Origin of the sequence: Salinibacter pepae, assembly GCF_947077775.1 — a bacterium.
Lineage (GTDB): Bacteria > Bacteroidota > Rhodothermia > Rhodothermales > Salinibacteraceae > Salinibacter > Salinibacter pepae.
In genome coordinates this window covers 2,949,459-2,963,983 of record NZ_CAMTTE010000001.1, presented here as the reverse complement: position 1 = coordinate 2,963,983, position 14,525 = coordinate 2,949,459, and the positions used below count along the sequence as shown (strand labels likewise).

Annotated in this window: 16 protein-coding genes; 11 read left to right on the top strand and 5 right to left on the bottom strand. The window is 68.1% G+C overall.

Annotated features, from left to right (window positions below; all coding sequences use genetic code 11):
• The first annotated feature begins 75 nt into the window (after window positions 1-75).
• Window positions 76-2,145, top strand: coding sequence for a methyl-accepting chemotaxis protein (locus tag OJA40_RS12445; protein ID WP_208425861.1), 2,070 nt, complete (start codon window positions 76-78; stop codon window positions 2,143-2,145).
• Between the two features lie 128 nt (window positions 2,146-2,273).
• Here the strand turns inward: OJA40_RS12445 and OJA40_RS12440 are convergent, their stop codons facing one another.
• Together OJA40_RS12440 and OJA40_RS12435 are read right to left on the bottom strand one after the other, a co-directional pair.
• A complete protein-coding gene (locus OJA40_RS12440) occupies window positions 2,274-2,927 on the bottom strand; it encodes a class I SAM-dependent methyltransferase (protein ID WP_263840241.1) in 654 nt (217 codons plus the stop codon).
• Between the two features lie 54 nt (window positions 2,928-2,981).
• On the bottom strand, window positions 2,982-3,407 hold the full coding sequence (locus tag OJA40_RS12435; protein WP_263790199.1) for a DUF4864 domain-containing protein: 426 nt from the start codon (window positions 3,405-3,407) through the stop codon (window positions 2,982-2,984).
• Between the two features lie 583 nt (window positions 3,408-3,990).
• On the opposite strand from OJA40_RS12435, the gene OJA40_RS12430 reads away from it, so the two are divergent.
• Window positions 3,991-4,242 (top strand): hypothetical protein, encoded by a 252-nt coding sequence (locus OJA40_RS12430; RefSeq protein ID WP_208425863.1) that lies wholly within the window; start codon window positions 3,991-3,993, stop codon window positions 4,240-4,242.
• 126 nt (window positions 4,243-4,368) lie between these two features.
• Window positions 4,369-4,599, top strand: a complete 231-nt coding sequence (locus OJA40_RS12425; protein ID WP_208425864.1) for a hypothetical protein — start codon at window positions 4,369-4,371, stop codon at window positions 4,597-4,599.
• Window positions 4,600-4,668: 69 nt separating this feature from the next.
• Here the strand turns inward: OJA40_RS12425 and OJA40_RS12420 are convergent, their stop codons facing one another.
• Together OJA40_RS12420 and OJA40_RS12415 are read right to left on the bottom strand one after the other, a co-directional pair.
• Window positions 4,669-5,673, bottom strand: a complete 1,005-nt coding sequence (locus OJA40_RS12420; RefSeq protein WP_263810804.1) for an SDR family oxidoreductase — start codon at window positions 5,671-5,673, stop codon at window positions 4,669-4,671.
• A 26-nt stretch (window positions 5,674-5,699) separates the two neighbouring features.
• The gene (locus tag OJA40_RS12415) at window positions 5,700-6,215 is read right to left on the bottom strand and encodes a biotin/lipoyl-containing protein (RefSeq protein ID WP_221231612.1); all 516 of its coding nucleotides are present in this window, start codon (window positions 6,213-6,215) and stop codon (window positions 5,700-5,702) included.
• Between the two features lie 149 nt (window positions 6,216-6,364).
• On the opposite strand from OJA40_RS12415, the gene aat reads away from it, so the two are divergent.
• From aat to OJA40_RS12375, 8 genes are all read left to right on the top strand, one after another.
• Entirely contained in the window at window positions 6,365-7,048 is a 684-nt protein-coding gene (aat, locus tag OJA40_RS12410) for a leucyl/phenylalanyl-tRNA--protein transferase (RefSeq protein WP_208425866.1), read from the top strand.
• A 37-nt stretch (window positions 7,049-7,085) separates the two neighbouring features.
• Window positions 7,086-8,051, top strand: a complete 966-nt coding sequence (locus tag OJA40_RS12405) for a DUF1460 domain-containing protein (RefSeq protein WP_263808522.1) — start codon at window positions 7,086-7,088, stop codon at window positions 8,049-8,051.
• A 70-nt stretch (window positions 8,052-8,121) separates the two neighbouring features.
• Window positions 8,122-9,096, top strand: coding sequence for a 6-phosphofructokinase (gene pfkA, locus OJA40_RS12400; RefSeq protein WP_043553081.1), 975 nt, complete (start codon window positions 8,122-8,124; stop codon window positions 9,094-9,096).
• Window positions 9,097-9,400: 304 nt separating this feature from the next.
• A complete protein-coding gene (gene ubiE / locus OJA40_RS12395) occupies window positions 9,401-10,135 on the top strand; it encodes a bifunctional demethylmenaquinone methyltransferase/2-methoxy-6-polyprenyl-1,4-benzoquinol methylase UbiE (RefSeq protein ID WP_208425869.1) in 735 nt (244 codons plus the stop codon).
• Window positions 10,136-10,160: 25 nt separating this feature from the next.
• Window positions 10,161-11,003, top strand: a complete 843-nt coding sequence (gene prmA / locus OJA40_RS12390; protein ID WP_208425870.1) for a 50S ribosomal protein L11 methyltransferase — start codon at window positions 10,161-10,163, stop codon at window positions 11,001-11,003.
• Window positions 11,004-11,009: 6 nt separating this feature from the next.
• Window positions 11,010-11,972, top strand: a complete 963-nt coding sequence (locus tag OJA40_RS12385) for a Ppx/GppA phosphatase family protein (protein WP_263810802.1) — start codon at window positions 11,010-11,012, stop codon at window positions 11,970-11,972.
• 248 nt (window positions 11,973-12,220) lie between these two features.
• A complete protein-coding gene (locus tag OJA40_RS12380; RefSeq protein ID WP_208425871.1) occupies window positions 12,221-13,345 on the top strand; it encodes an Mrp/NBP35 family ATP-binding protein in 1,125 nt (374 codons plus the stop codon).
• A gap of 145 nt (window positions 13,346-13,490) precedes the next feature.
• Complete coding sequence (locus OJA40_RS12375) at window positions 13,491-13,796, top strand: NifU family protein (RefSeq protein ID WP_208425872.1); 306 nt, start codon at window positions 13,491-13,493, stop codon at window positions 13,794-13,796.
• Window positions 13,797-13,869: 73 nt separating this feature from the next.
• On the opposite strand, the gene OJA40_RS12370 is transcribed toward OJA40_RS12375, so the two are convergent.
• A complete protein-coding gene (locus OJA40_RS12370; protein WP_208425873.1) occupies window positions 13,870-14,493 on the bottom strand; it encodes an outer membrane beta-barrel protein in 624 nt (207 codons plus the stop codon).
• Between the last annotated feature and the right edge of the window lie 32 nt (window positions 14,494-14,525).

Below are 14,525 nucleotides of genomic sequence, written 5' to 3'. Positions count from 1 at the left end.
AAAGGCAGCTTTGAGTGTGCGATAATTCAGACAACCGAGTCGTACACACTCAAGAACACCTCTCTCCGGACGTCCATGCAGCTTTCCAAGATCACCCGCCGGGCCGCAGTTGCCCTCACGATACTCCTGCTCGCTCTCGGCGCGGGACTGTACGTCAACGCCCGCTCCGCCGAGGCCCTCAAGTCGTCGTACGAACAACAATACGACTTTCAGAATCTTGGCCAGCAGGTCGCGAATGCTTCCGACTACCTGACCCGTCAGGCCCGCTTGTTTGCGGTGACCGGCGACCCGAAGCATCTCGATAAGTACTGGACGGAGGTCCAAGAGACCCAGCGCCGCAAGACAGCCGTCAACAAGCTGGAGTTGAAGGGAGCGTCGGACGAGGCGCTTCAGTTTCTAAAAGAGGCAAAGAAAAAATCCAATGCGCTCGTGAAAACCGAGATGCAGGCGATGCGCCTCGTCCTAGAGGCCAACGGCGTGCCGGAATCGGAGATGCCCAGTGCGGTCGCGGAGGCCGACCTGAATGAGGCCGACCAGGCCCTTGCCGCCGAGGAGAAGCGCGACAAGGCCCAACAGCTGATGTTTGGGGAGGAGTACGCGGCGGCAAAAGAGGCAATCATGAGGCCGACGCAGCAGTTTCGACGAACCATTGAGGAGCAGGCCGCGCAGAAGGTCGGGTCGAACCGAAGCTGGTCGGCAACCGTCCGGTGGGCCATGGTCGGCATCTTCATCCTCCTGGCGGCGGGGATCGCGGCGATCCTCTACGTCCTGCGCAGCCGGGTCACCAGCCCGCTCCGGTCCCTCGCCCGCCAGCTGACCCACAGCGAAGAGGAGAACGTGACCGTCTCGGTCGAGGGGGCCCGTGAGATTACCGCGGTCGCTGAGGCGTTTAACCAGCAGCAGCGCCAGATTGCCGAGGCCATGGAGGCGCTCGAAGACGAGAAGGCCTCCGTCGAGCGCCGCGTGGAGGAGGCCGTCCGGGAGTCCGAACAGCAGAAGGAGCGCCTGCAGGAGAGCGTCGACACGATGCTGGAGGCGATCGGCCGCTTTGCCGACGGGGACCTGACGGTTCGCCTCCCGACCGGCCGGGACGGGGCGATCGGGCGCCTCTTTGAGGGCTTCAACGAGGCGGTCGCCGGCCTTCGCTCCATCGTCGAGCGGGTCCGGGAGGCGGCCGGCTCGACCGCCTCGGCGACCGAGCAGATCAGTGCCTCCTCCGAGCAGATGGCCGCCAGCGCCGAGGAGCAGTCCGCCCAGGCCGAGGAGGTGGCCGCCGCCGTCGAGCAGCTGAACGAGACGATCGGCGAAAACGCCCGCAGCGTCCAGCAGGTCGCCGACGCCGCCGGCGACGGCAGCCAGCAGGCCCAGGAGGGCCAGGAGGTCGTCGCCGAGGCGACCGGCAAGATGGAGGAGATCGCCGAGGAGGTCCAGGGCACCGCCGAGACCATCGAGCGCCTCCAGGCCTCCAGCGAGGAGATCAGCCAGGTCGTCGACACGATCGACGACATCGCCGGCCAGACCAACCTCTTGGCCTTAAATGCCGCGATCGAGGCCGCCCGGGCCGGGGGCACGTCCGGGGGCGAGAACACCGGCCAGGGCTTCGGGGTCGTGGCCGAGGAGGTGCGCCAGCTGGCGGAGGAGACCGACCAGGCCACCACCGAGATTGCCGAGATCATCGGCGAGGTCCAGGCCGAGATCCAGGAGGCGGTGGTGGCGGCCCGCCAGAGCAGCGCCAACGCGGAGGAGGGGATCGAGCTCTCCCGGGAGGCCAGCGCTGTTTTAGACGAGATTGTCGGCTCGATCAGCCGGGTCGAGCAGATGACCGACGAGATTGCGGCGGCCTCCGAGCAGCAGTCCACCACCAGCGAGGAGATCGCTCGGTCGGTCGAGTCGATCTCGACGGCGGCCCAGGAGTCGGCCGCAGGGGTCACCCAGGTGTCCGACACCGCCGGCCGGCTGGAGCGGCTCAGTACCGAGCTGGAAGAGACGGTTCGGCAGTTCCGGATCGAGGCGGGGGCAGGCCCATCGCCTTCAGCAGGCCAGCCCTCCCCGTCAGGCCAGTCGCCCTCCGCCGGCCAGTCGCCGGAGGAGGTGCCGCAGGGGTACAGCGGGGACGGGCATCCGTCGGAGGAGGCGACGCTGTAGAGCCGCCGAGCGACCGGAACGCCGCCCCCCTGGGCCGAAGCCCCTCGAAGGGCTGGGGCGGAGACGGCCTGCCCCTGCCGTGACCGCTTCCCGGCCCCTTCCGGCGCACGCGCCTGTGCACCGGCCCCTCATTCCTGTGTGCGGGCGTGAGCGGCGTAAAAGGGGTCCGGGGCCCCTCCCAGGAACCGGCGCGTGGGCGGCACGAAGGGATTCTCGCTGATCGTCGTGGGGCCCCGAAAGGCCTCGACGGCCTCAAAATACTGCCTCACGAGTTGCAGGCGTCCGGGCCTGGAGGCCGTCCGCCAGGCGCGGATGGCCTTCTGCGCGAACATTCGGTTCGAGAAGCTCACGACGAAAAGTCCGCCCGGCCGCAGGACGCGGGCCACTTCGGCGAAGACCTGCTCGGGGTGCCGCAGGTACTGTACCGATACCGCACAGAGGGCCGCGTCGAAGGCCCCTGTTTCCAGCGGAAGGTCCGGCGTCTCGTTCAGGTCCTGCACGAAGGATTCGGTCAGTCGCTCGTTGGCCGCCAGCTCCTCCTCGTTCATGCCGTGCCCCGCCACGCGCCCCAGCTCCAGCTCGTCGGGCAGGTGGGACACCCAGCTGCTCATCAGGTCGAGGACCTCATCGCCCACCCCGAGCTGCCGACGGTAGAGGTCGGTCAGGCGCTCCCGAAACTGCTCATCGACGTGCTGCACGAGGCGCGGCTCCCGGTAAAACGCCCGGTCGGGGCGATCGTCTTGTTGGGCGCGCTCCTCATCGGTAAGCACAGCATCAGGCATGGGCATGCGTCTAAACTCGTCTTTTCGTCAACAATGGCGGCAGTCGGGGACGGGTCAGATTTCCTGGGTGTCGACCTGATCGACCGGCACACGCTGAACGGCGTCGGTCATCCAGCAGTCCGTGTGCGCCCCGCCGTCCTGCTTCGAAAGGCGGAACAGGTACCCCACGCGGTCGCCCTGCGCGGTGGTGAGGATCACCCCCAGGCGGGCCACGGTTCCCTCGACCTGGGGTGCGCTGTAGGTCGCGTTCTCGTGGTCGACCATGGGCCCGTAGGCGGGGGTCTCGAACAGCCGTCGAAATCGACGGAGCGGGCCGGTGGCGCGTTTGTTGGCGGGGGAGGCAAAGTTGAAGGCCGCCTCGATGCCCGCATCCTCGTACGGCGTGTCGTTGCTGCCGAGCGCCTCCACCTGCAGGCGAATCACCTGCATCGGGGACAGGTCGGGAGACGGCTCGGGGAGAGAATCGGCAGCGGTGGTCATGGTCGGGGGACTCGAATGAGGCAGAGCGCTGGGGAGGGCCCGTCGGCGTTCTTCTCCGTCCCCCATCCACGAGACGGCGAACATGAGTAGAGACAGGCAAAACGGGGCGGCGACACGCATGGCGAACGCACCTGAGCAAGAGGACACGGGCCCGACGCCGTCGTCGGCATCGGGGTTCAACAGCCGGGCTTCCTTTTCTGCGTGGGGCCCCCCGTCCGGTCGCTTCTCCGGACTTCGGACCCAAACGCCGGGGACAACGCGACAGAACTGCTTTTGCCCTTGGATCAACACGGATCTACGTCAACACGCCCCGAAGGAAGTCCTTTCGTGATCGACGGGGCAGAGCGCAAGAATCGGAGAACCGTAACATCCGGCCCGTTCCTGTGACGCCCCCCGCGCGTCCGAACACCCAATCGACGACTGTCGACGGCGGGGACGTAGCTTGACTTTCAGGTTCTAGGCGCTGAGGCCTCGAACGTATTTTTCCAGCGGACGTGGGAGAGGCATGCGACCCTGTGGGTCCCGACCGTGAAGACTCTTCTCGCCCCACGCACTTCCGGCTCTCGCCAGCGCCCCCGCGACCGTGACGTCCCTCTCCATGTACGTAGAGCGACTCTCTCGATTTGCCCTCGTGGTCGGCGCCGCGGTGGCCGCGGGCGGTCTCGTGATTGACGTGATGCCCGCAGACCTCCCCATTCGATTGGGGGTCGCGACCGGTGGAGTTGCGATGGCGTACGTTGGCGGGGGGCTGACCATGGTCGCCGGCACGGCACTGGCCGGGCGTCGCGTCTTCGCCGATGCGTCCCGGCCCAACCGGACCCCGGACGGGACGTGACCCTGTCCGGAGCGCTTCGGCACGCCCGCCTCTGCGCCGCGCTCGGCGGCGGCATGCCGCGTCCGATCGATGCCTGGGCTGCCCGTTCCGTTCCTCCTCTCTTTTGCACCGACTACATCCCCCGCCATGTCTTCCAGCGACTCCTCATCGTCGATTCTGTCGTGGGCAGGATGGGCGGTCCGCACCCTCTGTTGGACGCTCTCGATCCTTTGCTCGGTGGGGGCCGGCGTCTTCGTCACGACCCACTTCTACGCCGTACGGGGCGGACAGCAACAGATCGCCGTGGCGGTGCTGGGCCTGGTCCTCGCGCTCGTCCCGTACACGATCGCACGGGCCGTCTCCGAGCTCGGGGGTTGACGACGGCCCCGGGCACGGGGGAAGAGCCGCGTCGGTGTCCCCACGCGCGGTGTCCCCGAGCGCATTCGGCTACGGCATCGGGGCGTCCCCGGACAGCACGGCAGCGACGCGTCGGACCGTCTCCGCAAAGGGCCGAAACGTGCACCCAAGCTCGGCGCGGGCACGGCTGTTGTCGTAGCGGTAGGTGCGGGCGGCGGTTCGGGCCGTGGTGCGTGCAAGGATCGGCTGCGTGCGGGTGAGGGCGGCGACGCCCTCGGCCAGCATGCCCCCGACTCGTAGAATCGACGGCGGAATTGTATAGCGCGGCGGCGCCACCGCAAATGCTTCTGCAAGCGTCGTGGCGAGCGTCCTCCACGACAGGTTCTCTCCCCCTAGGAAGTAGCAACGGCCCGTCTCGCCCTTCTGCATCGCCGCCCGCAGGCCCGCCGCCACGTCACGCACGTCCACCACGTTGGTCCCGCCCGGCGGCACGGCGAGCAGCCAGCCGCTGCGCACCGCGTCGACAATGCGGCGCGTGTTGGTCTCGGGCCCGCCCACCCCGAAGACGAGCGAAGGGTTTACGAGGGTCGCGTCGAGCCCTTCGGCGATGCCGCGGTGCACCTCCAACTCGGCCCGGCGCTTGGACCGGGCGTAGGCGGAGCGGTGGGGCAGGCCCTGCCACTCGGTCGTCTCGTCAATCGTCCCGTCCGGCTCCGGCGGGCGGCCCAGGGCCGCGATGCTGGAGGTGTGCACGAGCCGGTCGACCCCGGCCTCCAGGGCGGCGTTGACGACGTGGGCCGTGCCGTCCGCGTTGACCTGCCGGACGGCCGCCCGGTCGCCCCGCGCAAAACTCACCTTGGCCGCCACGTGGTAGACCCGGTCGACCCCCCGCATCGCTTCGTACAGGCTTCGGGCCCGCCGGAGGTCGCCCACCGCGTGGTCGACCCGCTCGGCGTACGTGCCCAAGAGGTCGAGGGACGAGGTGTCGCGCCGGAAGATGCGCACGTCGGTCCCGGCGTCGACGAGCTGGCGGGTGAGGACGGAGCCGACGAAGCCGGTGGCGCCGGTGACGAGAACAGAATGGGAAGAAGCCATGGATCGACGACGGTCTTCGGTGGGGGTCACGCGGCCTCAATCTCAATTAGCAGCGCGTCTTTGTCCACCGCGTCGCCGCTCGCGGCGTGGATGGCCTGCACGACGCCGCCGGACGGGGCCTTCAGTTCGTTCTCCATCTTCATCGCCTCCAGCACCAGAAGGCCCTCGTCGACCGCCACCTCGTCGCCCACCTCCACGAGCAGGTCGAGCACGAGGCCCGGCATGGGCGCCCGCACCTCGCCCCCCGCCACGGCCTCCTCCCCGAGCCCAAATTCTTCCACGAGCAGGTCGCGTTCATCCTTCACCTGGACCTCCGTGCGCCGCCCGTCGATCGTCACGCGCAGTGTGTCCTCCCCCGTCGGCTCCACCGACACGGGCACGCTCGCGCCGTCCACAATCATCGACACGTAGCCCTCCCGCAGCACTTCGAAGGTGTAGTCTTTCGCCTCGCCGTCCACGACGAGTTGGTCGTCCTGAATCGCAATATCGAACGCCCGATCGTCGACGAGCGCGCGGTAGACCTGACCGTCCGAAGCGTCCATGAGGGAAGCATCTGTTTGGGGCAAAACGACGCGATCACCCGACACAAACTCACACCCGTGGGCATAGTTTTATGCCGAAACGAGACCCCAAACGCATCGCCCCCCTCCGCTCGCCCCCGTCCTTTCACCGTCCTTCCCGGCCACCGTCCATGCCCGATGATGACCTTACGCCCGATCTCCTGATCCGCGCCTACGCCAACGGCGTCTTTCCGATGGGGGACGACGACACCGGCATCGTGCGGTGGCACGCTCCGGACCCGCGGGCGCACCTTCCGCTCGATGCGTTCCACATCCCCCACAACCTTCGTCGGCGGGTGCGGCGGCGGGAGTTTTCGGTGACCGCCGATCGCGCCTTCACGTCCGTCATTGAGGCCTGTGCGGACCGTGCCCGCACCTGGATCACCCCGCGCATCATTCGGGTCTACACCGCCCTCCACGAGCGCGGGCACGCCCACAGCGTGGAATGCTGGCAGGACGGGGACCTGGCGGGCGGGCTCTACGGGGTGGGCCTCAAAGGGGCGTTCTTCGGCGAATCGATGTTCTACCGGGTCAGCAATGCCTCGAAGGTGGCACTCGTCCATCTCGTGCGGCAGCTGCGGGCGGGCGGCTTTACGCTGCTCGACACGCAGTACTCCACCGACCACCTCGAACGCTTTGGCGTAGCGACCGTCCCCCGGTCCACGTTCGAGCAAAAGCTCATCCGGGCACTCGACGTCACCCCCAACTGGTGGCCCCTCGCCGACGCCGACGCGGCGGCTCTCGACACCCCCGTGTCCGAGCTGTCCGCCGCGGCCCCCACCCCGCGCGGAAACGAGTCGCCCCCGAATGGGTGAAACCGGACGCGACGTGTCTACTCCAGCCCCGCCCGCCATGCCCGCACCTCTCCGAAGCCTGCTCGTCGCGCTGCCGGGGCTGCTCGTCGGCCTCTCCTTGCTGAGCGGCTGCCAGTCCAGCCCTGATGCCCCCACCGAAGCGGCCCCGTCTTCGCCATCTAGTGGGTCCCTGGCCCTGCCGGACAGCGTGCTCTCCCCGCCGGACACGACCGCCGATCGCTTCGGGGCGGCCCTGCAGACGGCCCTGTCGCACTCGGAGGCCACCGACTCAATCGGGCCGGTGGTGCAGGCCGTGGGACGTCACTTCCGCGGGCGTCCCTACCGCACCGGCACGCTCGACGCCCCCACGACCGAAACGCTCGTCGCTCGCTTCGATGGGTTCGACTGCGTGACGTTTGTCGAGACCGCCCTCGCCCTGGCCCGCGGCGCCCAGGCGTCCGACACAACGTACGCGGGCTTCGCACGACGCCTTGCGGAGCAGCGGTACCGCGAGGGCGGGCCGGTGGGCTACTGCGGGCGGCTGCACTACTTCACGGAGTGGATTGCCGACAACGCGGAGCGGGGCCATGTGCGGCGGCTGGGCGCGCAGCTGGAGGGGCGTCCCCTGCGCGATACGCTCGACTTCATGAGCGCCCACCGGTCGGCGTACAACCGATTCGCCACCGACGACAGCCTCTTTGCCTGCGTGCAGGAGATGGAAGCGCGCCTGCGGGCGCAACAGCGGCACGATCCGGTGCGGTACGTGCCGCAGGACTCGATCCGTGCCGTCTATGACCAGCTCCGGGCCGGGGACATCGTGGCGCTCGTTTCTTCGATCGACGGGCTCGACGTGGCCCACACCGGGCTCGTCTACGTCCCCCCCGGTAGCGGGCCGAACACGGCCGGCCTCCTGCACGCCTCTCTCACCGACGGCGTGACGGTTTCGCCCGATCTTCAACGGTACGTTCGGACGATCGATCGTCAGATTGGTATGGTGGTGGCGCGCCCTCGGCCCGTCCGGTGAGGGCCAGCCCGGGCCGCTGCTTTCGTCTCTTTTCCCCGTCATCGACCCCTCTCGACCGACCATGCAGGACATCGAGTGCCTCGGCGTGTACACCAGTGGCGGCGATGCCCCGGGCATGAACGCATGCCTCCGGGCCGTCGTCCGCACGGCCATCGCCAACGACATTGCGGTGATGGGCATCCGTCGCGGGTACGAGGGCATGATTGAGGCCGACTTCGTAGAGATGGAGCGGCGCTCGGTCTCCAACATCCTGCAGTCGGGCGGCACGATCCTCAAGAGTGCCCGGTCGGAGGCCTTTCGCACCGAGGAGGGACGCCGGGCGGCGGCCAACAGCCTCCGCGAGAACGGCATCGACGCCCTCGTGGCCATTGGGGGGGACGGCACGTTTCGGGGGGCCTCGAAGCTCTACGACGAACACGGGCTCGGGGTGGTGGGCTGCCCGGGAACCATCGACAACGACCTGTACGGCACCGACCAGACGATCGGGTACGACACGGCCCTCAACACGGCCATCGACAACATCGACCGCATCCGCGATACGGCCGACGCCCACAACCGGCTGTTCCTCGTGGAGGTGATGGGGCGGGACGCCGGGTTTATTGCCCTCAACTCCGGCATCGGGGGCGGAGCGGAACTGATCCTGATCCCCGAAACCATCACGGAGATGGACATGGTGAAGGAGCGCATCCTGTCCCTCATGACGGCCCAGCGGCGCTCCACCATCGTGGTCGTGGCCGAGGGGGACGAGCTGGGCGGGGCCCAGGGCATCGAGCGGGCGCTGCGGGACGACGCGGCCTTCTCGGACATCGAGCTCCGCTCCACCATTCTCGGCCATACGCAGCGGGGCGGCGCCCCGACGGCCAGCGACCGGGTTCTGGCGAGCCGCCTCGGCGTGGCCGCCGTCGAGTCCTTGATGGACGGCCACTCGGATGTGATGGTGGGCATGACCAACAACGAGATCAAGCTCACGCCCCTCCGCAACGTCTATGGCCGGCGCAAGTCGATCGACTACGACCTGCTGAAGCTGACGCAAATTTTAAGCTGACCGTGTGGCGGTGGGGCCCAAAATGCCCCGGACAGGGCTCAGTAGGCGCCAGGCGTGGTCGTCGCGTCGCTCTCGTACTCCATTGGCACAGAGACGAAATATGAGGACCAGGTAGAGATGCCTGCGAGACGTTCCTGAGCAGCAGACATTGGCTCGGGTGTACGTCGGACCCTTTTCCCAGCCCATGCTGTTCCTTAACCGGGGCATTCGTCCCTGTCAAAACGAATGCGCCAGAAGGACGGATTGCTCAGTCGGGCGCGCTCCCGTTGTTGTTCACAGTGTTGTTTTCACAGTCCCCACCTTGATGCCGGACCCCTCTTATCCCCCCATCGGCGAGGCCGACGGCAAGGCAGAGGCCGTGGAGTCTATGTTCGACGCCGTGGCCCCCCGCTACGACCTTCTAAACCGGGTCCTCAGTGCTGGCATTGACCGGTACTGGCGGTCCCGGGCCGTCCGGACGCTGCGGGCCGAGCAGCCGCGGCGGGTGCTGGACGTGGCGACCGGCACCGCCGACCTGGCCCTCAAGGTCCAGCGCGCCCTTCATCCCCGCGAGACCATCGGCATCGACCTCTCCGCCAAAATGCTGGCCCGGGGGCGGGAGAAGATTCAGCAGGCGGGCCTTGCCGCCCGAATTGCGCTCCAGAAGGCAGACGCCGCCGCCCTGCCGTTCGACGACGGCGCATTCGACGCGGCCTTCGTGGCGTTTGGGGTGCGCAACTTCGAGGACCTCGACGCCGGCCTCGGCGACATTCGACGGGTCCTGCGGCCGGGCGCCCCCCTCGTCGTCCTGGAGTTTAGCACGCCCCGCACGACGCCCGTCAAGCAGCTCTACGCGTGGTACAGCCGCCACGTCCTGCCCCGCGTCGGCGGCCTGCTGAGCCCCGACCAGGGGGCCTACGAGTACCTGCCCAGTTCGGTCGCGGCATTTCCGGACGGGGTGGACTTTCTTCGGCGGATGGAGGGGACCGGCTTCGTCGACCTAACGTGGACGCCCCTCACGTTCGGCATCGCCTCCCTCTACACGGGTCGGGTGCGATGAAGCACAACGACGCCTGCGTGATGAGATGGACACGATCGAGCTCACTCTCACCATTCCGCCCGTGGAGCACGCCCCGTTTCTGGCGGAGCTGGAAGAGCCCGCCACCGGCTTCGTGCAGACCGACACCGAACTCCGCGCCTACGTGCCGGCCGATCGCTGGGCCGCCGTCGATCAGAAGCAGTTGAAAGCCCGCCTGGCCGCCGACGGGCACCCCGATGCGCTGTCGATTCGGCCCCTGGAACCGAAGAACTGGAACGCCGTCTGGGAGGATACCCTCTCGCCCGTGCGGGCCGGGCCGTTCCTCGTCTGCCCCACCTCGGTGGCCCCTCCGTCCGGCCGGGACGACGCCACGGTGCTCCGCATCGATCCCGAAATGAGTTTCGGCACGGGACACCACGCGACCACGCGACTGGCCCTGCGGCTTTTGGCCGAGGCCCTCGCCCCCGGCGATCGCGTGCTCGACGTGGGCACCGGGACCGGCGTGCTCGCGATCGCGGCCTGCCGCCTCGGTGCCGACGCGGCACGGGGGGTGGACACCAACCCCGACGCGGTGCGCAACGCCCGCGAGAACGTACGCCGGAATGAGGAGACCGACTGTGTCACCGTACAGGAAGGGTCGGTGGACGTCGCACCGGGCACCCGGTACGACCTCGTGGCCGCAAACATCACGCGACGCGTCCTGCTGGAGTTGATGCCGGCCCTCGTCGCCCGCCTCGCCCCGGGCGCCGCCCTTCTTCTCTCCGGCCTCCTTCGGCCACAGCGCGACGACATCCGCGATGCGGCTGCGTCCCACGGCCTTGCCCTCGACGCAGAGGCTGCGGAGGAGGGATGGTGGGCCGGTCGATTCGCTCGCTCCCCATCCCCCTGACGCCCCATGCGCCTCGCCACCATCGACATCGGCACGAACACGGCTCAGCTCCTCGTTGCTGAACAGGGCGAAACCGGGCTGCGCCGCCTCCACACGGCCGAGCGGTTCGTGCGGCTCGGGGAGGGGATGGATGCCCGGGGCCGCATTGGCCGGGAGGCGCAGGGGCGCCTCCTCGATGCACTGCGCGACCACCTCCAGGAGGCCCGGACGTACGACGTGGATCGGGTCTCGGCCGCCGGCACGAGTGCCCTCCGCGACGCGGCGAACCGGGCCGCCGTTCTCGCGTCGGTGCGGGACGCCCTGGGGCTGTCCGTCGATCTTCTCTCCGGCACCGAGGAGGCGACGTGGAGCTTTGCGGCGGCCCGCGCGGCGTTCGACGACCGTTCGGGCGCATGCCTGGTCGTTGACGTGGGCGGCGGGTCCACGGAACTCATCGCCGGCACGGCCCCAGCCCAAACGCGCTCGTCGCCCGCCAACGCCATCCGGGATCACGCCAGCCTCGACGTCGGGTGCGTGCGCCTGACCGAGCGCTGCTTCGCGTCGCAGCCCCCGTCCCCCGGTGCCGTTGAGACGGCCGCGCAGGTCGTCGACGAGGCCCTTGCGGCCCGCGCGCCGGCGGTCGGGGATGCCCCCATGCTCATCGGGACGGCCGGCACCGCCGCCGCCCTGGCGCTCGTCCACGCGGGCCCCGCCAGCACCTGGGACGCCCTGCACGGCAGCGGCTTCGTGCTCTCTCGGGAGGACGTCCGCGACTGGCGCGAGCGCCTCCTCGGTCGGTCCGTCGACGGCATCCTTGAGCTGCACCCGGAGGCGATGGCAGGGCGGGCCGACGTGTTTCCGATGGGCGTGATCCTTCTCGACCGCGTTCTGGCCCACTACGACCTGGATGATCTTCGCGTGAGCCCCTACGAACTGCGGCACGGCCTGACCCTCCGCCTTCTGGCCTCGGCGCCGGCCTCCCCGTCCTAATCAGTGCCCCCCCGAGTGCCGCCCATCCGGGCCCGCCGGGCCCTGTTCCCTGTCAGTTTTCCCCCTGCCGTTCCGGGTGCCTTCACGTTTCCGATCGCCCCCTCCTTCTAGAGGCTGCAGCCCCGGCAACCCGGCGTTGCGGGACGCGGGAATTCGGCGGAAATCTCCGCCGCTGAGAGGAACATCCACCCGCTCCTGTGGTGGAGTGTATCGCTTCAGCATTCTGCCGCACCGGCTCTTTTGCTTCCATGTCCGTCCCCCGCGAAGACGTTCTGGATGTCCTCCGACAGATCAAGCATCCAAAGGAGGAAAAGGACATTATCCGGCTCGACATGGTGAAGGACCTCACGATCGAGGACGGGCACGTCTCATTCACCGTCGTCGTAAAGGACCCGGACGGGTCCTTCGCCAGCCAGGTCGAAGAGGCCTGCCGGCGCCTGCTGCACGAAGAAGTGAGCCGTGAACTGACGGTGGACGTGGAGGTGGACAGCGAGATGATTCCGCTGGGAGACGACGTGATGGTGGGCGATCAGGGGGGCGAGAAGCAGCAGACGAGCGGCGAGGACGGCGTGCAGAACACCATTGCCGTAGCCAGCGGCAAGGGCGGGGTGGGCAAGAGCACCGTCGCCGTCAACCTGGCGATGTCCCTCTCCGAGCAGGGCTACGAGGTGGCGCTCGTGGACACCGACATCTACGGCCCCTCGATTCCAAAGATGATGGGGATGGAAGGCGAAAAGCCGCGCGTCAACGACGAGCGCAAGATGGTGCCGCTGGAGAAGCACGGCGTCAAAACCCTGTCGATGGGCTTCATGGTCGACCCCGATCAGGCGGTCGTCTGGCGCGGGCCGATGGTCACGAAGGCCGTGCGCCAGTTTCTCGGCGACGTGGACTGGGGCGACATCGAGTACATGATCCTCGACCTCCCCCCCGGCACCGGCGACGTCCAGCTCACCATCGTCCAGACCATCCCTCTCACCGGGGCCGTCATCGTCTCGACGCCGCAGGACCTCGCCCTCGCCGACGCGCGGAAGGGCAAGGCCATGTTCGACAACGTAAACGTGCCCGTCGTGGGCATGGTCGAGAACATGGCCTACTTCTCGCCCCCCGATCAGCCGGACCGCAAATACTACCTCTTCGGCCGGGCGGGCGCCCAGGAGCTGGCCCAGGAGCTCGACGTGCCGTTTCTCGGGGAGGTGCCGATTCAGCAGGAGATCCGCAAGAGCAGCGACCAGGGCACCCCCATCGTGCGGTCCGCCCCGGACAGCGCCTCGACCCAGGCGTTTGCCGAGATCGCCGATCAGCTCACCGAGCAGGTTGCCCTCCGCAACGCCGAGGACGACCCGACGCAGAAGATCGAGATCCTCTACGAATAAGGGCCGCCCGGCTGCCGGCCCGGAACGACACCGAACAGGGCCGCGCCCCGCACATGTTGCGAACGCGCCCGCGTCCCGTCCGTTAGGGACTGAAGAAGTACGATGTCCGGGTTCACGCCGCCTCACGCAATCGCCTCGACGCCTTATGTCCGACGACGTGCCTTCCTCCCCCGACACCGAAGACGGGTCGTCCCCACACATCGACCCGGAACTGCGCGACAACATCGAGGAGGCCCTCGACACGATCCGCCCCTACCTCATGGCGGACGGCGGGTCGGTCCGGCTGCTGAACGTGACCGCCGACTATGTCGTGGAGCTCGAGCTGCTGGGGGCCTGTGGGTCGTGCCCCATGAGCACCATGACGCTGCGCGCGGGCATCGAGCAGGCCCTCAAGCGGTCGGTCCCGAAAATAAAGCGGGTCGAGGCGGTCAACGCCGCGGCGGCCGCATAGGCCGCTGTACCCTCTGCGCCATCTGCTTTCGTCGTGCGCCCCAGTCGACGCCTTCTCTGCCGATCCTGGGGGATCAAAACTGCACCTCCATCCCCAGGCGAACGGTGACATAGCGGGTCGAAGTCCCCGTCTGAAGATCCGAGCCGTCCGTGTCGACGACGACGTACCGCGGCTCGAAAAAGACCCCGTAGGTCTCATCGACCCGAAAGTTAGACCCGACCGCGAGGTGAAAGCCCCTTCCTCTCGTGGACCGCTCCGGAAGTAGATTGTCCCCCTGGCGCACCTGTGCCTCCGCGAGCTCGGTCCGGTACAGCCCGATGCCCCCCGCCACGTACGGATGGGCATCGCTCTGATTCTTGAGGGTGTAGCGCAACCCGACGGTCCCGTTTATGAGGTTCAGCGCACCGCCCTCCACCGACGTCCCGACCGGTAGGTTGTCGTCCAGAAGCGCGACGTTGTCGCTGTTCAGGGTAAACCGGTCGTAGCTCCCCTGCAGGACGACCTCCAACCCATCGTACACCTCGAGCCCTGCCCCAAGCCCCAGGTCCACCCCGGAGTTCAAGACATTGTTCAGGCCTTCGGGCGACTGAAAGAACGCCGCCCCTACATTTCCGCGGACGGAGACCGCCGGCTGCGCCGACACGCGCGTGCTTAGAACAAGGCCGAAGAAGACGAGAAGCGCAGCGGTCCGTCGCATAAAGCGAAAAGTCGAGTCCAGGGAAGGCCCTT